This window comes from Halorubrum distributum JCM 10118, assembly GCF_000337335.1.
GTDB lineage: Archaea > Halobacteriota > Halobacteria > Halobacteriales > Haloferacaceae > Halorubrum > Halorubrum distributum.
Map to the genome: position 1 here is coordinate 13,582 of NZ_AOJN01000019.1, position 18,206 is coordinate 31,787.

Genomic DNA, 18,206 nt, shown 5'->3' on the forward strand with positions numbered 1-18,206 from the left:
GTCCGACCCGCAATCGTGCCGCGTCGGGTCGTCAGGCGTTCACCGATTCGAGGTAGGAGCTCACGATCATCTGTCCCTTGCGGGTGAGCGCGGCCCCGCTCTCGCCGTCGGCGACGAGGCCGGCCTCCCGGAGCGTGTCGAGGATCATCGACGTCTGGGCGACGTCGCCGGTGACCACGTCGGCGATGTTCGCCTCGCCGCCCGCGGAGTAGATGGAGACGAGGATCTCCAGCTGCTCTTCGGTCGGGTCGAACGTCTCGAGGTCCTCCATGGCCTCGTCGTACTCGATCTTGATGTACCGGCCGAGGACGTTGAGCGCGCGCTCGTTCGGGACGGTCGCGATCGACGTGACCGTCTGGCCGTCGGCGACGTGCCGGAAGACGAGCGCCGGCCGCTTCTTCCCGCCCACGGTGCGGTCGGTGCGCTCGTAGTCGATCACCGCGGAGAGGTCGACGGTGAACGGATCCGGGCAGTTCTCGAACCGAATCTCGCCCGGCGACACCGACACCGAGGCGCGGTGGTCGCTCGCGTCCGTGACGCGCCCGCCGACCTTCGCCGGGTGCCGAACCGTGACGGTGACGTTCCGCAGCAGGGCCTTGAACAGCAGCCTGACGAACTTGTCCATGTCCTCGGGCTCGCCCTCCACGAGCGCGGCGCGGCGCGACCCGTCTTGCTCGTACGCGACGGTGACGCTGTCGTTGAAAAACGAGCGCAGGTCGCCCGGCACGCTCCCGACGACGACGTCGAACACCCGCGAGAGCGGGACCGTCTCCTTTCCGTCGTCCGTCGCGAGGACCAGCCGCCGCTGGCTCAGCAGGACGCGGCCAGTCACCGGCTCGTCGGTTCCGAAACTCGCCGCGTGGACGCGGCCGACGAAGTCGGCGACGACGGACTCCTCCATCGATAGTTCCTGAGCGCCGTACGCTATTTATTGTTACTCACGCCGTATCAATCGTGATAACTGTCTGTCACGCGAACGGCCGCGGACGGGCCTCCGCGGCGAACGGCGCCGTCGGTGCGCGTTTCGAAGCGCGCCGCGGCCGCCGAAAGGAGCCGAATGTGTTCGGTTCACGGCGACCGCTCGCGAGGCGGTCGGGTGGGGAACAGCAAAGCCTAATGAGGTGGGCATCAAACCGACAGGTGATGCCCACAGTAGAATACCTCAACTACGAAGTGCTCGACGACCACGGCTGGTCGATGGACGACGACAACCTCTTCGAGGAGGCCGCCGACGCCGACCTCGACGCCGAGGACTACGGCACCCTCGAAGTGAACCAGGGCGAATACATCCTCGAATCGGCCGAGGCGCAGGGCTACGACTGGCCCTTCTCGTGCCGCGCCGGTGCGTGCGCGAACTGCGCGTCCATCGTGAAGGAGGGCGACATCGAGATGGACATGCAGCAGATCCTCTCCGACGAGGAGGTCGAGGAGAAGAACGTCCGCCTCACCTGTATCGGCAGCCCGGCCACCGACGAGGTCAAGATCGTCTACAACGCGAAACACCTCGACTACCTGCAGAACCGCGTCATCTGATCGGCACTCTCCTGCGGTGACTGGCCGTTCTCACGCGGGATCGCGCCGCCTGCGGTCCTCGCATCTCTCCCCGCTTCGGTAGCGGCGGCTCCGCCGTTCGTCGCGCGCCCCTCCCGAGCGGCGACCGAGCTGCCCCCATCGCCCGAACCTGTTCGGCCGAATTTCGCGGCCGTGAGAACGCGCGAAACCCCGTTCGGGGGACCGTCCGTATCGGGAGTATGGTCGAGAAGACGGACCGAGGCGAGGACGCGAACGGGCCCCGGTCGGCCGACGGTCGCCGGTTCGAGGTGTTCGTCCGCGAAGAGGAGTCGGACCCGCTCCGCCACGTCGGCACCGTCGCCGCGCCGACGCCGGACGCCGCCCACGAGGAGGCGAGCAAGCTCTTCGCGTGGTACGCCCGCGACGTGTGGGTGTGTCCGGCCGCGGAGGTGTCCCGCTACTCCGAGGAGTCGCTCGCGAGCGACGAGGCGGGGGGCGACGAGTCGTCCGACGACCCCGACGAGCCGCGCGTCTACGAGGAGACCGAGGGGACGCCGACGGTCGCGTGCGGCAGCGCGCCGGTCGACGACGGGGGCGACGCCGGGGAGCCGTCCTCGGAGGGGTCGCGATGATCTCCGTCAGCAAGCTGCTGTGCGGGCTCGACGCCGAGAGCGACGGGCTCCGCTACGACGCGGCCGACGGCTCGAAGGAGCCGCAGATCACCGAGGAGAAACAGCGGCGACCGGTCGTCGTCTGGAACACCACGAAGCGGTGTAACCTCTACTGCGAGCACTGCTACGCGGGCGCGGACACCGAGGGCGCCCCGAACGAGCTGTCGACCGCCGAGGGGAAGGCGCTCATCGACGACCTCGCCGAGTTCGGCGTTCCGGTCCTGTTGTTCTCCGGCGGCGAACCCCTCGTCCGCGAGGACCTCCCCGAGCTGATCGACTACGCAGACGACAGCGGGATCCGGCCGGTGCTCTCGACGAACGGCACGCTCCTCACCCGCGAGCGCGCCCGCGAACTGAAGGAGGCGGGGCTGAAGTACGCCGGCGTCTCGGTCGACGGGCTCCCCGAGCGCAACGACCGTATCCGCGGCGAGGAGGGCGCGTTCGACGCCGCCGTGCGCGGCATCGAGGCCTGCCTCGACGTGGGGCTCAAGACCGGGCTCCGGTACACGATCACCGAGCACAACGTCGACGACCTCGCGGGCGTCGTCGACCTGCTCGTCGACGTCGGCGTCGACCGCTTCTGCTTCTACCACCTCGACTACGGCGGCCGGGGCGCCGACATCTCGAACGTCGACCTCTCGCCCGAGGCGACTCGGAAAGCGGTCACGGACCTCTGTGACCTCACCCGCGAGTACCACGAGGCCGGCGAGGAGATTGAGACGCTGCTCGTCGGGAACTACGCCGACGCCGGCCACCTCGTCGAGTACGCTGACCGCGAGATGGGGACCGACCGCGCCCGGCTCATTTATCAGTATCTCCGGCGCAACGGCGGCGACCCGACCGGGGAGCGCGTCGCCGACGTCGACCCCGTCGGCAACGTCCACCTCACGCAGTTCTGGCAGGGGTACTCGCCGGGTAACGTCCGCGACCGCTCGTTCGGCGCGATCTGGTCCGACGAGTCGAACCCGCTCCTCGCCGGGCTGCGCGAGCGGGAGGAGCGGCTCTCCGGTCGCTGCGCCGACTGCGCGTACCAGTCGATCTGCCGGGGCGGCTCGCGGCTCCGCGCGCTCTCGGCGCACGGCGACCCGTTCGCGCCCGACCCGAAGTGCTACCTCACCGAGTCGGAGCGCGCCGGCGAGGAGGCGCTCGCGCGGATCGACGGCGCCGACCGGTCCGCGCCCGCCGACGACTGAGCCGCACCGGGCCGCGCGGCCGTCGCTGGCCCCTACTCCTCGTCGCCGGCGGTCCCTGACTCCCTTTCCGTGCCGTACTTCGCCGAGAAGCGCTTCGCGGGCACCTCGCCGCGAGCGACGCCGATCGCGTCGCGCACGAGCTCGACGGTGGCGTCGTCTCGGACCGGCTCGACGGCCGGCGGGTCGTCGTCGCTCATGGGCGGACCGAGGCGACCGCGCCCCCTCGGCGTCCCGCTTTACCGGTCCATCGCTTCAAGAGGGTCTCACCGCTCGGCGCCGTCGAAGACGTCCGTCACCAGCTTCGCCTGCGCGGTGCGGAGCCGCTGGGAGAGCGCGGACTTGCTGATCCCGAGCTCGTCGGCCAGTTCGCTCAGGCGCACGTCGCGGTCGTCGTCGAAGTAGCCGCGGACGACCGCGAGCTCGAGCCCGCGGCGCTGCTTCGGCGTCAGCGCGGAGAGGTCGAACGTGACCTGCTCGGTCGCGTCCGGCCCCTCGACGACCGCGAGCCGGACGAGCCGCACCCGGTCGACGACCTCGCGGAGCTCCTCGACGAGGCGGCGGACCGCGCCCCGGTCGTCGACGTACGCGGTGACGAGGATCGTCCCGTCCTCGACGCGCCGGAAGTGCGGGACGTAGCCGAGCCGCCCGAACGCGTGACAGAGGCAGTCCGCGTCGACCTCGCCGGTCCCGCGGCGCACCTCGCCCTCCGGCGTCGTCACGTCGACGACGCACTCGTCGCCGACCGCGTTGACCGCGACCGCGGCGGCCTCGTCGGCCTCGGAGACGATCGGACAAGCGCGGTCGCCGGTCGGATCGACGTCGAGGTCGACCCGCAGGCGACGGTCGCCGTCGGCGCCGGCGGCGTCAGACATGTCAGCCGCTACGGACGGCGTCGGTTTTACTTTTCGGCGGATTCCCGGGATCCGGCGCGGCGGTCGGTCGGAAAAAGTCGGCGGCCGCTCGCCCGCGCCTCAGTCCTCTGACTCGGGGGCGGCCTCCTCGGCCGCGGGCTCCTCGGCGGCGCCCGAGTCGTCCTCGCCCTCCTCGGAGCGGGCGGCGACGAGGGCGCCGCTGGCGACGCTGTACATCGGCTCGTCGGCCGAGCGTACGCCGCTGATCGAGAACGGGATGTTCGCGTCCGCGAGGTGGTCGGCGAACAGGTCCTCGAAGCCGTTCGGGCTGGAGGTACCGCCGGTGACGACGACGGGCACGTCCAGCCCCTCCTCGACGTCCTCCTCGTCGACCTCGCGGGAGATGTTCTCGATGACGTAGTCGAGCAGGTTCTCGTAGTAGATGGCGAGCGCGCCCTCGACGCCGCCCACGTCCGTGCGGAAGTCGAGCTCGAAGTCGTCCTCCTTGATGCTCGTCACCTTGTCGACGGGGGTGCCCGTCGCCTGCGCGGTCTGCTCGTCGACCCAGTCGCCCCCGCGGGCGATGGAGAACTTCATGACGGGGACCGCGTAGTAGGCGAGACAGACGTTGGTCATCCCCGCGCCGAAGGAGATCCCGAGGCCGGTGAAGTTGTTGTCGGCGAGCTCGGAGTAGATGACCGCCATCCCCTCGTTGATCGGCTCGGGGTCGTACCCCATGTCGCCGAGCATCGACTCCAGCGTCTTCTCGTGGTACAGCGTCGTGAGCGGCGAGTCGATGGGGTCCGCGGGGCTGGAGTAGAACAGCCGCTCGTTCGGCTTCGAGGGCTCGCCGACGACCTGCTCGGTGATCAGTTTGATCATCGGGATGGCCGACGCCTCCTCGCTGGAGAGGATGCCGTGTTGCATCGGCCGGCGGGTCTCCTTGTTGAAGATGTTCGCGAAGTTGAGGGCGTCGTCGCCGACGACGTACACCTTGTCGTCCTTCCGGATGTGGAGGACCTCGCTGCGCGAGAGCATCTGCTCGGCCATGTCGCTGTACTCGATCTCGACGAACGAGTTGCGCTGCTGTACGAACACCGTCTCCGCGCCCTCCTGCCGTCCGGAGAGGATGTTCATCGTGCCGACGTCTAAGCCTTTGGCCATGTCCGTGTGTTTCATTTCGGACCTGATAAACGTTCGTGGCAGACCGACCGACAACCGTCCGAGGCCGGGCGAACACCTTCGGGAGGGGGCGACGCCCTCGCGACGACGAGACGCCCCCGCGACGACGAGACGCCCCCGCGACGACGAGACGCCCCCGCGACGACGAGACGACTGACGCCCCGTCGCCTACCGCGGCCCCCGACCGATCCCGCACCGTTTATTCCTCGCGGGCGGGAGTACGCGGACGACGTGCGAGACACGCTCCGCGGTATCGTCGAGCTCGCGCGCCTCGGCAACTGCGTCGCGGCCGGGGCCCTCACGGCCACCGGCGCGTTCGTCGCGGGCGCGAGCGGCGCCGCCCTCCCGACCGCGCTCGCGGCCGTGACCACCGCCTTCGCGGTCGCCGCGGGCAACGCGATCAACGACTACTTCGACCGCGAGATCGACGCGGTCAACCGCCCCGACCGGCCGATCCCGCGGGGCGCCGTCTCGCCCCGGGGCGCGCTCGCGACCGCGACCGTCTGGTTCGCCGTCGCCGTCGCGGCCGCGGTCGCCCTCCCGCCGCTCGCGATCGCCATCGCCGCGGTGAACCTCGTCGCCCTGGTCACCTACACGAGCATTTTTAAGGGGACGCCCGGCCTCGGCAACGCCCTCGTCGCCTACCTCGTCGGCTCGACGTTCCTGTTCGGCGGCGCCGCCGCGGGGAATCCGCGTGCGGTCCTCGTCCTCGCCGCGCTCGCCGGGCTCTCGACGTTCACGCGCGAGGTGATCAAAGACGTCGAGGACGTGGCCGGCGACCGCGAGGAGGGGCTCGCGACGCTCCCCATCGCGGTCGGCGAGCGCACGGCGCTGCGGATCGGCGCCGCCGCGCTCGTCGTCGCCGTCGCCGTCAGCCCGCTGCCGTACCGCTCCGGGACGCTCGGCGCGGCCTACCTCGCGGTCGTCGCGGTCGCCGACGCGGTCATGCTGTACGCGACCTACGAGAGCTTCTCAGACCCCGCCGCCGCGCAGCGACGGTTTAAATACGGCACCTTCCTCGCGGCGGCCGCGTTCGTCGTCGGGCGAGCCGCCGTGGTCGCGTGAGACGGACGGGGCCGTCGCTCGGCGACGGAAACCGGTGAAAAACTGCGCGGAGAACCGACGCTCGACGGCGGACGGTCAGGTGACGGTCACGCGACGTTGAAACCCTTGTCGCGGAGGAAGTCCTCCACGCGACCCGAGTGGTTCCCCTGGAGCTCGATGGCGCCGTCCTCGACGGTGCCCCCGCAGGCGAACTTCGACTTGAGATCCGACGAGAGGGAGCTCAGGTCCACGTCCTTCGGGTCGAATCCTTCGATGACCGTTACCTCCTTACCGTACCTGCGCTCGTCGATGCGGATGCTGATCTGCTGGGACTCCTTCGCGACGTCCTCGCAGACGCAGAGTTCCTGGGGCAGTCCGCACGTCGAGCAGACTTCCGACATTACAGCCCGAATCTACACGATGCCCGTATTAAATAGTGTCGGGAAGCCCCCCGATCAGCGGACGAACCGCCCGATGAGCGGCAGTCGTTCGAGAGCGAGGCGGCGCACGGCCCGGCGGGCCGCGTCGGCCTCGTCGCGGGTCACCGATCCGGCGTACGCGGCGCGCTCGTAGGCGTCCGCGACGATCTCGACGCGTTCGTCCGCCCCGAGCGTCCGGACCGCGTCGACGTAACGCCGCGGGGTCTCCCCCGGTCGCCGCTCGCGGTAGGGCTCGGCGAGGAGGCGTTCGAGGTCGGCGAACGCCCGCTCGGCGTCCGCGGTGGGGTCGCCGGGCCGCCGCGGGAGCAGCGGACCTATCCGTCTGCCCGCACGGCCCGCGAGGCCGGTCCGCCGAACGCCGGCGACGCCGAGCCCTGCGACGATCAGCCAGTAGAGCGCGGTCTCCGGGTCGGGGAGCGAGTCGAACGGGCCGTCGCTCCCGCTCGCCCCGGTCCCCGCTGCCGGGCCGGTGGCCGTCGACGGCGCGGTTCCCGTCTGCGTGCCGTCGAGCTGCGCGATGCCACCGGGGCCGAGCGTCCCCGCCTCTCCCGCGGCGGTCTCGTTTCCGCTCGTCACGTTGCCCGCACCGGGAGTCGGCGTCCGCGGATCGTCGGTCGCCTCCGCGTCGGTCTCGTCCGGCTCGGTCTCCGTCGCCGCGTCCGGCGCGGACGCCTCGGTGTCGACGTCTTCGGCGCCGTCGGCGCGGGCCTCCGCGAGTCGCGTCTCTCGGGCCTCGTCGCGCGGGTCCGAGGGGGTCGGGTCGAACGCCACCCAGCCGTGGTCGGGCACGTAGATCGACACCCACGCGTGGGCGTTCTGTCCGCGGACGACGTACTCGTCGTCGCCCACCCGCTCGCCGGGCGTGTAGCCGGTCTCGAACCGCGTGGGGATGCCCTGCGACCGGAGCATCGCCGCCATCGTCGTCGCGAAGTACACGCAGTAGCCGGCGTCCATCTCGAAGAGGAACGCGTCCGCCACGTCGCCCTCGGGCTCCTCGACGGTCAGCGAGTAGTCGTACTCCGAGCGCAGGTACGCCTCGATCGCGGCCGCCCGCTCGTACGGCGACTCCGCGTCCGCCGCGGCCACGATCTCCTCGGTCCGCTCGCCGACCCGGTCGGGCGTGCTCTCGGGCAGCTGCGTGTACCGCTCCTCGATCGCCGCCGGGTAGTCGGTGCTGGCGTTGCGGAGCGTCGCGGGGTCGGCGTCGAGGACGCGGCTCTCGACGGTCACCTGATCGCCCGGTTCGAGCGAGCTCGCGAGCCGGAGACTGCCGCGCTCGTCGGCCTCGACCGCGCCCCCGCCAGAGGCCGAGACCGGCTTCCACGGCGCCGGGAGCGCGCTCGACTCGGTCTCCGCGGTGATCGTCGTCTCGACGCTGTCGTTCGCTCCCGGCGGGGCCGGCAGCGACTCGTTGACCGCGGTCCGCTCGCCGGTCCGGACCCAGCCGTCGCCGGTGTAGGTGTCGTACGCGCCCGTGTGCCAGTTCCGCTCGACCGGGCTCTCGATCGTGTATCGGACCTCGGGCGAGAGCCGCGTCGACCCGACCACCTCCAGCTCGTCGTCGCCGCTCAGGCTCGACTCCAGCGTCGCCGAGCCGCGGTCGAGCCCCAGCGGCGCCGCCGCGCCCGCCGGGATCACGGTAACCGTCGCGCTCGCGACGACCATCGCCGCCACCACCAGCGCGAACGTGCCGGCGTGGCCGCGGCGCCGGCTCGGGGTCGACAGCGTGGAGAGCCCCACCGCGAGCGCGAGGCCGACGACGCCGGCGACCGCGGCGCCCGTCCCGGCGTCGCCGGTGAGCACGAGGAAGCCGAGGGTCCCGCCCGCGACCGCCGCGGCCGCGACGTGGCGCCCGCGCCCCGCGAAGTAGCCGACGAGGAACGTCGGCACCGGCGCCACCGCGAGCACCCAGACGTCCGCGAGCGCAAGCCGCAGCACGGAGAGCCCGGTCGACAGCGCGAGGAGGTCCAGGGCGACGCTCCGGACCGTGAACAGCGCGCGCTGGCTCGCGGGGATGGCGAGGAAGTAGCCCGCGAGCCCCGCGACGAACAGCGCCCCGGCCAGCCACAGCGCGGTCCGCTCGCCGACGGCCCGTGCCAGCGCGATCCCGCCGAGCCCCGCGAGCGCGACGACCGCCGCGGTCCGCCCGGTCCCGCCGACGACGTTCGTCACCTCGAAGAACACGGCGAGGTACGCCGCGGCGACGACCGCGACGCCGACGACCGCCGGGTCGGCCAACCGTCGGTCGGCCTCGTCGGAACCGCCCCCGGAGAGGCGCTCCCGGACGGTCGGGCGCCGACTCACGGCGACGCCACCTCCCGTCCGTCCGCCGCATCGTCGGCCCGCCTCCTCTCGGCGTCGTCGCCCGTCGTGCGCTCGCCCTCCGCCTCGCGGCGCAGGTCGGCGAACGAGACGGAGCGGTCGCCCGCGCGGAACCGAGCGCCGTCCGCGTCGGCGACGATCGTCACGTCGGCCTCGTCGTCGGCCACCGCGCCCGGGCCGGTCCGCGCCGCGAGCTCCAGCACCTCGCGGCGGCCGCGGCCGCCCGGCGCCGCCGAGACGCGCCCGCCGGGCAGCCGGACGTCGACCGGGACGCCGTCGTCGAGCAGCGCCAGCGCGAGGCTCGCCGTCGCCCGGGCGAGCTCGTCGGCCGCGGCCGCGCTCGCGGAGTGGTCGGCCGCCGAGTCGCCGCCGCGGGCGGCGGCGCCGAACCCCGAGCGCTCCCGGCCGTCGCGGTCGCCGCGCCCTCCCGCCTCCCCGCCGCGCACCTCCGTGCCGCCCGCGATCGTCACCCGGTTCCGGGCGGTCTCGGCCGCGAACTCCTTGACGACGATCTCGTCGCGCTTCGCGGTCGTCGCCCAGTGGACGTCGCGGACCGCGTCGCCGCGGGTGTACTCCCGGAGGCGGTCGAACTCCTCGCGCCGGCGGCTCACGTCGACCGCGTCGGCCGCGTACAGCTCGCGGCGGAACCGCGTCGGGACCGGGTCCCGGGGCGGGTACACGGTCACCGCGTCCGTCTCGTCGACGACCAACTCGCGCTCGAAGAGCCCGAACACGTCGGTGACGGTCAGGTCGACGGGACCGAGCGTCCGCTCGCCGCGCTCGCGGTACGCGACGGCGTACGACACCGGTTCGGTGCCGACGGCCGCCCGGATCGGCGCCGTCGGCCCCTCGAGACCCGCGTCGACTTGGACGCGTACGTCGGCGAGGAACGAGGGGCCACTCGCGTCGCCGTCCCGGGCCGCCTCGGGGCCGAACTCCAGGCGGACCTCGCGCGTCTCCCCGACGAACCCGTCGGGGGGCGTCACGTGGCGGACCGCGGGGACGTCGACGCGCGACACCTGGACGTAGCCGGCCGCGAGCGCGATGGCGACCGGGATCACGATCGCGTCGAGCGCGCGCCCGCCGGCGGCGAGCGCGCTGGCGGCCGCGACGAGACCGACGACGCCGGCGACGCGTCCCCGGCGGGTGAGTTCGGGGGTCATCGGGACGAGGGGAGCGTCGGGGTCATCGGCGTCACTCCACGCGGATCCGGTCGAGGGCGTCGTCGACGACGTCCGCGCCGTCGGTCCCGCCCGACTCGGTCCGGATGCGATGCGAGAGCACGGTCGGCGCCTCGGCCTGGACGTCGTCGGGGATCACGTATCCGCGGCCGTCGAGCGCGGCGCGGGCCTGCGACGCGCGGATCAGCGCGAGGCTCCCGCGCGGGCTCGCCCCGAGCCTCGCGTTCCGGCGGGTGAACACCGCCAGCCGGGCCACGTACTCCCGGACCGCCTCCGAGGCCTCGACCTCGCCGACGATCCGGCGGGCCCGTCGGACGTCCGCGATCGTGGCCACGGGCTCGACCGCGTCGACCGGGTGGTCGCCGGTCAGCCGCCCGAGGATCGCCGCCTCCTCCTCGGTGTCCGGGTAGCCGAGGCGGATCTTCTTCGTGAAGCGGTCGACCTCCGCGACGGGGAGCTCGTACGTCTGTCCCGGCTCCACGTCGTTCTGGGTCGCGATCACGCAGAACGGGTCCGGCAGGGCGCGGGTCGTCCCGTCGGTGGTCACCTGGTTCTCCTCCATCGCTTCGAGCAGCGCCGACTGGGTCTTCGGCGGGGCGCGGTTGATCTCGTCGCCGAGGACGACGTTCGCGAACACCGGGCCGGGCTGGAAGTCGAACTCGTCGGTCCGGCGGTTGAACACGTTGACGCCGGTGACGTCGGAGGGCAGCAGGTCGGGCGTGAACTGGACGCGCTTGAACGAGCCGTCGATCGAGCGCGCCACCGACTTCGCGAGCGTCGTCTTCCCGACCCCGGGAACGTCCTCGACGAGGAGGTGGCCGCGCGCCAACACGGTGACGAGGACGTGTTCGACGGCGTCGCGCTTGCCGACGATCACGTCCTCGACCTCCTCGACGATCCGGTCCGCGAGCGCCGCGACGTCCGCGGGCGTCTCGGGCTCGACCGCCGCGGCGGTGCCGGCCGCCGTGCCCGTCCCCTTGCCCTCGGTCGATTCCGTCTCGGCGTCCGCCGACTCCGCGGGACCGGCCCCGAGCGGTCCCGACTCTCCGGGGTCCGTCATGGTCGGTCGTCCTCGTCGGGGTCGGGTTCCCGTCCGGAGACGACCGTGCGAATGCTCCCCGTGATCATCGATATACCCCGGGTAAGGCGAGCAACGTCATATGCGTTCCGCCGGCGGCGGTCCGCTCGTCGCGGCCGATTTCGGCGTTTCGGGTCCCCGGCGCTTCGTCGTCTCGGCGTTTCGGGTCCCCGGCGCTTCGGCGTCTCGGCGTTTCACCCAGTCGGCGGCGACCCCGCGAACTCCCCGCGGCGCGCGACTACCGTTCCCTGACGTTCCGGCCGACCGGCTCGCCGAACGACGCGGCCCCGGTCGCCGGGTCGCGCTCGTAGACGACCTCGCCGCGGACGAGGGTCACTTCGGGGAAGACCCCGCGCAGCCCCTCGAAGGGGGTCCACGCGCAGGCGCTGTGGAGCGCGGCGGCCTCGATCTCGCGCGGGTCGGCGGTGTCGACGAGGACGAGGTCGGCGTCGCGTCCCTCCGCGACCCGTCCCTTCCGGTCGAGACCGAAGATCTCGGCGGGGTTCGCGGCGACGACGTCGCGGACGCGTTCGAGCGACAGCTCCCCGTTCCGGGCCGATTCGAGGAGGAGCGGGTACAGCGTCTCGACCCCGGGGACGCCGCTCGGCGCGTCGACGAGCCCCCGCCGCTTCTCTCCGACCGTGTGCGGCGCGTGGTCGGTCGCGACGATGTCGACGGCGCCCTCGGCGAGCCGGGCGAACAGCGCCTCGCGGCGCTCCTCCGAGCGGAGCGGCGGGTTCATCCGCCCGAACGTCCCGAGCGAGCGCGCCCGCTCCCGCGAGAGGTAGAGGTGGTGCGGCGTCACCTCGCAGGTCGCGGTCGACCCGCTCTCGCGGGCCTCGGCGACGGCGTCGACCGCTTCCGGCGTCGAGGTGTGCGCGACGTGGACCCGCGCGTCGCGGTCGGCGGCCGCCGCGAGCGCGCGCTCGACGGCGGCGACCTCCGCGTCGGCGGTCCGGTAGGCGGACCACGCGTCCGCGGTCGCGGCCGTGCCGACGCCGCCGAGGTCGCCGTCGAGCGCCGACTCGTCGAACAGCGTCGCGTCCTCGGCGTGGACGGTGACCGGGACGTCGCGGGCCGCGGCCGCGTCGAGCGCGTCGGCGAACAGGTCGGCGTCGATCCCCATGTCGCCCGTCGAGTCCGCGAGGAACACCTCGCCGAGCGCGAAGAGGGGGCGCTCGAAGAGGCTCTCGGGGTCCCACTCCTCCGTGACGCCGCCGTTGATGCCGTAGTCGACGAGCGAGTCGGCCGCGAGCGCGGCCTTCTCGTCGAACGCCGCGCCGTCGACGGTGGGCGGCGAGGTGTTCGGCTGGTCGACGACGGTCGTGACGCCGCCCGCGGCCGCGCTCTCGGACCCCGACGTCCACGTCTCCTTGTGGCCCCCGCCCGGCTCGCGGAAGTGGACGTGGACGTCGACCGCGCCCGGGAGGAGGTGTCTGCCCCGCGCTTCGAGGACGCGCTCGCCGGCGTCGGCGCCGAGCCCCTCGGCGACCGCGGCGATCCGTCCGTCGTCGCCGATCCGCACGTCTCGAACCCGGCCGTCGGCCAGCGTCGCGCCCGTGATGAGCATCGTTGTCGGCCGGTCGCGGCGAGCGGGATAAACGCTGGTGGTTCCGGGTCGGCGCGGAGGAGTCGGCTGCGGTCGCCGCGACTCACCACAAGGCACCGCAAGAGGTTTGTCGCCCGCGGCGGCTCTCTCTCGCATGGTCCCTCCTCTCTCCGCCCTCTCAGGTGCCGTTCCACCGATCTCGGGTTCGGCCGCTTCCCTCGCAGTTCCCGCCGTCGCGGACGCGGTCGTCGGGTGGCTGTGGACGGTCGCGCTGTTCCTCTTCCCCGGCCTCGTCGCTGCGGGGTTATGCGCGCCGTTCCTCGCCGGCGAGCGCCTCCGGGCGCTGTTGCGCGCCCTGCCGCCGACGGGGCGCCTCCTCCCATCCTACCTCGGCGTCTCGATCGCACTCTCGGTCCCGTATCTCGTCGGCGTCGCGCTCACGGTCACGCGGGCGGGCGAGGCGGGCCCCGCCTGGAGCGGGGGGTTCCTCGCCACGGCGCTGGTCGGCACCGTGCTCGTCGCCTTCGTCGCACCGGCGGTCGCCGCGGCCGGCCTCCCGCGGTTCGGGCTCGACTGGGACCCGACCGGGTACGGCCCCTCGACGTGGCTCCTCCTCGGCGGCGCGGGACTGTGGTACGCGGTCGTCGCCGCGGTCCCGCTCGTCGCGCTCGCGGTCGGGATGGCGCTACCGGGCGGGTACTGACGCCGGCGCTCCCGCGCCACACCGGGGGACCGCCGCCGGTGCCCGCGGATCGCTCGACTCCGTAAGTTTTGTTGGCTCGCGCGAACAGGTGCGGGCGCATGCTCCCCGCACCGTTTCGGCTGTTCTTCGCTGCCGTCCCCCTCCTCGTCGCCGCCGGGGCGCTGACGATGGCGGCGTTCCCGCGAAAGATGACGAGCTGGCAGACCCGATCGCCCGACGGCTCGACGCAGCGAATCGAACCGAGCGACACGCGGATCCTCATGATGCGCGTGATGGGCGTCGTCGTCGCCGCGCTCGCGCTGTTCATGCTGTACGGCGTCTTCACCGTGATCCCCTGACCGAGAGGCGGCGGCCTCCGTGGCCGGTTACTCCCCTCAAATACGTCCGACCCGTCGTGGCGGAAGGGGGACGCTCGGTATTCGGTCCCGACGATAGATATATATGGAGTGCTTTCCTAAACATAAGAATACTCATAAATTGTATCCTACACTTACTGCCCGGTAGGGTGTGATTTCATGCCAGACTATGACAACCACAGACCAGCTCAACGGAAGCGGACTCTCTACTCGTAGACGCCTCGATCAACGCGGATCTCTCCGGGCTCAATCCCTGCGAACGCGGTCGGCTCGGACTCGCGTCCGATCGAGTTCTGGGGGTCGCGGCCGTGAGACGGGCCGCTCTCTCGGCACCGCCCGGATCCCCTCGGAGAAGCGGTGGCTCCGATGACGGACGAGCGACCGATCAACCGGCGTCGTGTCCTTCAGACGGTCGGCGTGGGCGGCGCGATCTCGCTGGCCGGCTGTACTTGGCCGCCTCGCCAGTGTGACCTCTCCGTCACCAAGGCACACGTCGGCGATACCGTCTCGTACGGGACCGCCACCGAGTTCGAGATCACCGTCTGTAACGACGGCGACGGCACCTGCGAGGACACCGTGACCGTCACGGACGACCTCCCGAGCGGCGTGACGTACGCCGGGGACACCGGGACCGACTGGAACTGTACCGAGAGCGGCGGCGTCGTGACCTGCGAGCACCCCAACGCGAACGGCCTGAGCCCCGGGGACTGTCTGCCGACGCTGACCCTCGCGGTCGACGTGGGATCTCCGGACGAAGTCGGTGACGCGGTCCGCAACTGCGTCACGGTCGAACAGGGCGATCCGAACCTGAGTTACAAGACCGACTGCGTCACCGTCCCGGTCACGAGCACCGGCGAGTGTGACCTGTCGATATCGAAGGCGCACCGCGGTGACCTCGCCGTGCCCGGTAGCGCGAGCGAGTTCGAGATCACCGTCTGTAACGAGGGAGACGGGCTCTGCCGAGGGCCGGTCCCGGTCGTCGACTCGCTGCCCAACGGCGTGACGTTCCTCGCCGGAAGCGGGAGCGGCTGGTCGGTCAGTGAATCGGGCGGCGTCGTCGGCGCGGAACACCCGAACAGCGGCGGCTTAGCTCCAGGGGACTGCCTCCCGACGCTCACGCTCGAGGTCGAGATCGGCTCGATAGACGAGACCGGCGACGCGATCCGCAACTGCGCGAGCGTCGAGAGCGACGACGCGGACTCGACCAACAACCGCGACTGTATCAGCGTCCCCGTCGACACGGACACCGTCGGCGGCGCCTGCGACCTCTCGATACGGAAGGAACACGACGGTGAGGCGGTCGCGCCCGGCGGCACGACCGAGTTCCAGATCACCGTCTGCAACGTCGGCGGAGAGAGCTGTCGCGGCTCGGTGCCGGTCGTCGACTCGCTGCCAAGCGGCGTGACGTTCCTCGGCGGGAGCGGGAGCGGCTGGTCGGTCAGCGAGACCGGCGGCGTCGTCACCGCGGAACACCCGAATAGCGGGGGCTTAGCCCCGGGCGACTGCCTCCCGACGCTCACCCTCGAAGTCGAGATCGGCTCGATAGACGAGACCGGCGACGCAGTCCGCAACTGCGCGAGCATCAAGTTCGACGACGCGAACTCGGACAACAACCAGAGCTGCGTCAGCGTCCCGATCGACACGACGGGCACCGGGGGCGACTGCGACCTGTCCATCGAGAAGGTCCACGAGGCGGACAGCGTCGCGCCCGGCGACACGACCGAGTTCCAGATCACCGTCTGTAACGACGGCGACGGGCTCTGCCGTGGACCGATCCCGGTTATCGACGCGCTGCCGAGCGGCGTGACGTTCCTCAGCGGAAGCGGGAGCGGCTGGTCGGTCAGCGAGTCGGGCGGCGTCGTCAGCGCGGAACACCAGAACAGCGGCGGATTGGCCCCGGGCGACTGCCTCCCGACGCTCGCCCTCGAAGTCGAGATCGGCTCGATAGACGAGACCGGCGATGCGATTCGCAACTGCGCGAGCATCGAGAGCGACGACGGCAACGCCAGGAACAACCGAAGCTGCGTCAGCGTTCCGGTCCAGCCCCCGCAGGCCTCCTGTGACGGGCTCAACATCGAGAAGACGACCGGCGGCCAGTTCCAGTACGGCCAGCAGTCGAGCTACGAGATCGACGTGTGTATGCTCCAAGAGCAGACCTGTGACGGCCAGATCACCGTCACAGACACGCTGCCGGGCGGGATATCGTTCGTCTCGGCGTCCGGCAGCGGCTGGAACGCCTCGGCGAGCGGCGGAACGGTCACCGCCACGCACCCGAACAGCGGCGGACTCAGCGCGGGTCAGTGTCTCCCGACGCTCGTGTTGACCGTCGCGGTCGCGCCGGTCGACCAGTTCCCCGGCGGCTCCGACGGCGTCCAGAACTGCGCCCAGCTGTCCGCCGACGGCGCCTTCGTGGACGAGGACTGCGTCGCTCACGTGATCACTAACTAGGCCGACACCGGATCGGCCGACACCCCAGTCGGGCGGTCACGTCGGACCGCTCCCGACGCCCCGGCTCGGCGTCCGTTTTTCGCGTGTGTCTCACCCGGCCGCACGCACGCTCCGACCACCTCACGTTCCGACCACCGCACCGCTCCGTGCGAATCGGTGCCGACGCTCCGATACGGTTTTGGGTCGCCCCGCGGAACTCCGGGTAAATGCTGTCTCGACAGTTCGTCCGGGAGAACCCCGAGGTCGTCCGTGAGGCGCTCGACAACAAGGGCGTCGACGTGGACCTCGACCGGATACTCGACGTCGACGAGGAGTGGCGGGAGCTGAAACAGCGGGGCGACGACCTGCGACACGAGCGCAACGAGGTCTCCTCGAAGATCGGCGAGCTGAAGGCGGCCGGCGAGGAGGAAGAAGCCCAAGAGGCGATCGAGCGGTCACAGGACCTCAAAGCCGAGCTTCAGGCGATCGAGGAGCGCGCCGAGGAGCTGGAGGCCGAACTGGAGGAGTCGCTGCTCGAACTCCCGCAGATCCCGCAGGAGTCGGTCCCCGTGGGCGCCGACGAGTCGGAGAACGTCGAGCGCCGCCGCGAGGGGTTCGACGACCTCCGGAACCTTCCGGACGAGGTCGAGCCCCACTACGACCTCGGCGAGGAGCTCGAGATCCTCGACTTCGAGCGCGGCGCGAAGGTCGCCGGCGGCGGGTTCTACGTCGCGAAGGGCGACGGCGCCCGCCTCGAACACGCACTGATCCAGTTCATGCTCGACGTGCACCGCGAGCAGGGGTACGAGGACGTGTTCCCGCCGATCCCGGTTAACTCCGCGTCGATGCGCGGCACCGGCCAGCTCCCGAAGTTCACCGAGGACGCCTACCGCGTGGAGGGCACCAACGAGGACGAGTACGACGACGACGACCTCTGGCTGCTCCCGACCGCGGAGGTGCCCGTCACGAACCTCCACCGCGACGAGATCCTGCTCGGCGAGGACCTTCCCCTCAAGTACCAGGCGTACACGCCGAACTTCCGGCAGGAGGCGGGCGAGCACGGCACCGAGACGCGCGGCATCGTTCGCGTCCACCAGTTCAACAAGGTGGAGATGGTGAACTTCGTCCGGCCCGAGGAGAGCGACGAGCGCTTCGAGGGGCTCGTCGACGAGGCCGAGGAAGTGCTGCGCCGCCTCGAGTTGCCCTACCGCATCCTGGAGATGTGTACCGGCGACCTCGGGTTCACGCAGGCGAAGAAGTACGACGTCGAGGTGTGGGCGCCCGCCGACGACATGGACGAGGGACCGGAGCGGGGCGGCCGCTGGCTGGAGGTCTCCTCGGTCTCGAACTTCGAGGACTTCCAGGCGCGCCGCGCGGGGATCCGCTACCGCGAGGAGCACCACGAGTCGGCCGAGTTCCTCCACACCCTGAACGGCTCGGGGCTCGCGGTCCCGCGGATCGTCGTCGCCATCCTGGAGTACTACCAGAACGACGACGGCACCGTCACCGTCCCCGAGGCGCTGCGGCCGTACATGGGCGGGACGGAGGTCATCGAGGGCCACGACGCGGTGGGCGAATCGAAGCTCGGCGGGGAGTAGTACCAGTTCGCGTCCGAATAGGACGGATTCGAAGGCGGTCTGCGCCTCCGGTATTGAACGTTCGAAACGCATCGGTACCACACCTGTCTCTTATACACA

17 protein-coding genes are annotated in these 18,206 nt (G+C 71.5%); 8 read left to right on the forward strand and 9 right to left on the reverse strand.

The window, feature by feature from the left end:
• Window positions 1-31: 31 nt before the first annotated feature.
• Window positions 32-901, reverse strand: a complete 870-nt coding sequence (locus C466_RS03285; protein WP_004596711.1) for a CheF family chemotaxis protein — start codon at window positions 899-901, stop codon at window positions 32-34.
• A 242-nt stretch (window positions 902-1,143) separates the two neighbouring features.
• On the opposite strand from C466_RS03285, the gene fer reads away from it, so the two are divergent.
• From fer to C466_RS03300, 3 genes are all read left to right on the forward strand, one after another.
• Window positions 1,144-1,533 carry a ferredoxin Fer gene (gene fer / locus C466_RS03290; RefSeq protein ID WP_004596710.1) on the forward strand — a complete coding sequence of 130 codons (390 nt, stop codon included), beginning with the start codon at window positions 1,144-1,146 and terminating at the stop codon, window positions 1,531-1,533.
• Window positions 1,534-1,751: 218 nt separating this feature from the next.
• The gene (locus C466_RS03295; protein ID WP_004596707.1) at window positions 1,752-2,144 is read left to right on the forward strand and encodes an Htur_1727 family rSAM-partnered candidate RiPP; all 393 of its coding nucleotides are present in this window, start codon (window positions 1,752-1,754) and stop codon (window positions 2,142-2,144) included.
• Window positions 2,141-3,376, forward strand: coding sequence for a TIGR04347 family pseudo-SAM/SPASM protein (locus C466_RS03300; protein WP_004596704.1), 1,236 nt, complete (start codon window positions 2,141-2,143; stop codon window positions 3,374-3,376). The genes C466_RS03295 and C466_RS03300 overlap by 4 nt, the downstream gene beginning before the upstream one ends.
• A 32-nt stretch (window positions 3,377-3,408) precedes the next feature.
• On the opposite strand, the gene C466_RS16740 is transcribed toward C466_RS03300, so the two are convergent.
• From C466_RS16740 to C466_RS03310, 3 genes are all read right to left on the reverse strand, one after another.
• Window positions 3,409-3,573 carry a hypothetical protein gene (locus C466_RS16740; protein WP_159358823.1) on the reverse strand — a complete coding sequence of 55 codons (165 nt, stop codon included), beginning with the start codon at window positions 3,571-3,573 and terminating at the stop codon, window positions 3,409-3,411.
• A 66-nt stretch (window positions 3,574-3,639) separates the two neighbouring features.
• A complete protein-coding gene (locus C466_RS03305; RefSeq protein ID WP_004596701.1) occupies window positions 3,640-4,248 on the reverse strand; it encodes a helix-turn-helix domain-containing protein in 609 nt (202 codons plus the stop codon).
• 99 nt (window positions 4,249-4,347) lie between these two features.
• Window positions 4,348-5,391 carry a disk-shape morphogenesis protein volactin gene (locus tag C466_RS03310; RefSeq protein WP_049908361.1) on the reverse strand — a complete coding sequence of 348 codons (1,044 nt, stop codon included), beginning with the start codon at window positions 5,389-5,391 and terminating at the stop codon, window positions 4,348-4,350.
• 249 nt (window positions 5,392-5,640) lie between these two features.
• On the opposite strand from C466_RS03310, the gene C466_RS03315 reads away from it, so the two are divergent.
• A complete protein-coding gene (locus tag C466_RS03315) occupies window positions 5,641-6,474 on the forward strand; it encodes a geranylgeranylglycerol-phosphate geranylgeranyltransferase (RefSeq protein WP_004596697.1) in 834 nt (277 codons plus the stop codon).
• An 86-nt stretch (window positions 6,475-6,560) separates the two neighbouring features.
• Here the strand turns inward: C466_RS03315 and yciH are convergent, their stop codons facing one another.
• The 5 genes from yciH to C466_RS03340 all read right to left on the reverse strand — a co-directional run bounded on the left by yciH (window position 6,561) and on the right by C466_RS03340 (window position 13,044).
• Complete coding sequence (yciH, locus tag C466_RS03320; RefSeq protein ID WP_004596695.1) at window positions 6,561-6,854, reverse strand: stress response translation initiation inhibitor YciH; 294 nt, start codon at window positions 6,852-6,854, stop codon at window positions 6,561-6,563.
• 54 nt (window positions 6,855-6,908) lie between these two features.
• Entirely contained in the window at window positions 6,909-9,197 is a 2,289-nt protein-coding gene (locus C466_RS03325) for a transglutaminase TgpA family protein (RefSeq protein WP_004596688.1), read from the reverse strand.
• Entirely contained in the window at window positions 9,194-10,378 is a 1,185-nt protein-coding gene (locus C466_RS03330; RefSeq protein ID WP_004596686.1) for a DUF58 domain-containing protein, read from the reverse strand. The genes C466_RS03325 and C466_RS03330 overlap by 4 nt, the downstream gene beginning before the upstream one ends.
• Window positions 10,379-10,409: 31 nt before the next feature.
• Window positions 10,410-11,456 (reverse strand): AAA family ATPase, encoded by a 1,047-nt coding sequence (locus C466_RS03335; RefSeq protein WP_004596684.1) that lies wholly within the window; start codon window positions 11,454-11,456, stop codon window positions 10,410-10,412.
• A gap of 256 nt (window positions 11,457-11,712) precedes the next feature.
• The gene (locus C466_RS03340; protein WP_004596682.1) at window positions 11,713-13,044 is read right to left on the reverse strand and encodes a dihydroorotase; all 1,332 of its coding nucleotides are present in this window, start codon (window positions 13,042-13,044) and stop codon (window positions 11,713-11,715) included.
• A 133-nt stretch (window positions 13,045-13,177) separates the two neighbouring features.
• Here C466_RS03340 and C466_RS03345 point away from each other — a divergent pair, with 133 nt between their 5' ends.
• The 4 genes from C466_RS03345 to serS all read left to right on the forward strand — a co-directional run bounded on the left by C466_RS03345 (window position 13,178) and on the right by serS (window position 18,107).
• A complete protein-coding gene (locus tag C466_RS03345; protein WP_004596680.1) occupies window positions 13,178-13,726 on the forward strand; it encodes a hypothetical protein in 549 nt (182 codons plus the stop codon).
• Window positions 13,727-13,824: 98 nt separating this feature from the next.
• Entirely contained in the window at window positions 13,825-14,064 is a 240-nt protein-coding gene (locus tag C466_RS03350; protein WP_004596678.1) for a hypothetical protein, read from the forward strand.
• 384 nt (window positions 14,065-14,448) lie between these two features.
• Window positions 14,449-16,530, forward strand: coding sequence for a DUF11 domain-containing protein (locus tag C466_RS03355; protein WP_004596676.1), 2,082 nt, complete (start codon window positions 14,449-14,451; stop codon window positions 16,528-16,530).
• Window positions 16,531-16,736: 206 nt separating this feature from the next.
• Window positions 16,737-18,107 carry a serine--tRNA ligase gene (gene serS / locus C466_RS03360; RefSeq protein ID WP_004596674.1) on the forward strand — a complete coding sequence of 457 codons (1,371 nt, stop codon included), beginning with the start codon at window positions 16,737-16,739 and terminating at the stop codon, window positions 18,105-18,107.
• Window positions 18,108-18,206: the final 99 nt, after the last annotated feature.

Excerpts from the sequence above, each read along its gene's own strand:
- fer (WP_004596710.1), top strand. The coding sequence starts at position 1,144 with ATGCCCACAGTAGAATACCTCAACTACGAAGTGCTCGACGACCACGGC.
- C466_RS03295 (WP_004596707.1), top strand. The coding sequence starts at position 1,752 with ATGGTCGAGAAGACGGACCGAGGCGAGGACGCGAACGGGCCCCGGTCG.
- C466_RS03335 (WP_004596684.1), bottom strand. The coding sequence starts at position 11,456 with ATGACGGACCCCGGAGAGTCGGGACCGCTCGGGGCCGGTCCCGCGGAG.
- C466_RS03310 (WP_049908361.1), bottom strand. The coding sequence starts at position 5,391 with ATGGCCAAAGGCTTAGACGTCGGCACGATGAACATCCTCTCCGGACGG.
- yciH (WP_004596695.1), bottom strand. The coding sequence starts at position 6,854 with ATGTCGGAAGTCTGCTCGACGTGCGGACTGCCCCAGGAACTCTGCGTC.
- C466_RS03345 (WP_004596680.1), top strand. The coding sequence starts at position 13,178 with ATGGTCCCTCCTCTCTCCGCCCTCTCAGGTGCCGTTCCACCGATCTCG.
- C466_RS03300 (WP_004596704.1), top strand. The coding sequence starts at position 2,141 with ATGATCTCCGTCAGCAAGCTGCTGTGCGGGCTCGACGCCGAGAGCGAC.
- C466_RS03350 (WP_004596678.1), top strand. The coding sequence starts at position 13,825 with ATGCTCCCCGCACCGTTTCGGCTGTTCTTCGCTGCCGTCCCCCTCCTC.
- C466_RS03305 (WP_004596701.1), bottom strand. The coding sequence starts at position 4,248 with ATGTCTGACGCCGCCGGCGCCGACGGCGACCGTCGCCTGCGGGTCGAC.
- C466_RS03340 (WP_004596682.1), bottom strand. The coding sequence starts at position 13,044 with ATGCTCATCACGGGCGCGACGCTGGCCGACGGCCGGGTTCGAGACGTG.
- serS (WP_004596674.1), top strand. The coding sequence starts at position 16,737 with ATGCTGTCTCGACAGTTCGTCCGGGAGAACCCCGAGGTCGTCCGTGAG.
- C466_RS03355 (WP_004596676.1), top strand. The coding sequence starts at position 14,449 with ATGACGGACGAGCGACCGATCAACCGGCGTCGTGTCCTTCAGACGGTC.
- C466_RS16740 (WP_159358823.1), bottom strand. The coding sequence starts at position 3,573 with ATGAGCGACGACGACCCGCCGGCCGTCGAGCCGGTCCGAGACGACGCC.
- C466_RS03330 (WP_004596686.1), bottom strand. The coding sequence starts at position 10,378 with ATGACCCCCGAACTCACCCGCCGGGGACGCGTCGCCGGCGTCGTCGGT.
- C466_RS03285 (WP_004596711.1), bottom strand. The coding sequence starts at position 901 with ATGGAGGAGTCCGTCGTCGCCGACTTCGTCGGCCGCGTCCACGCGGCG.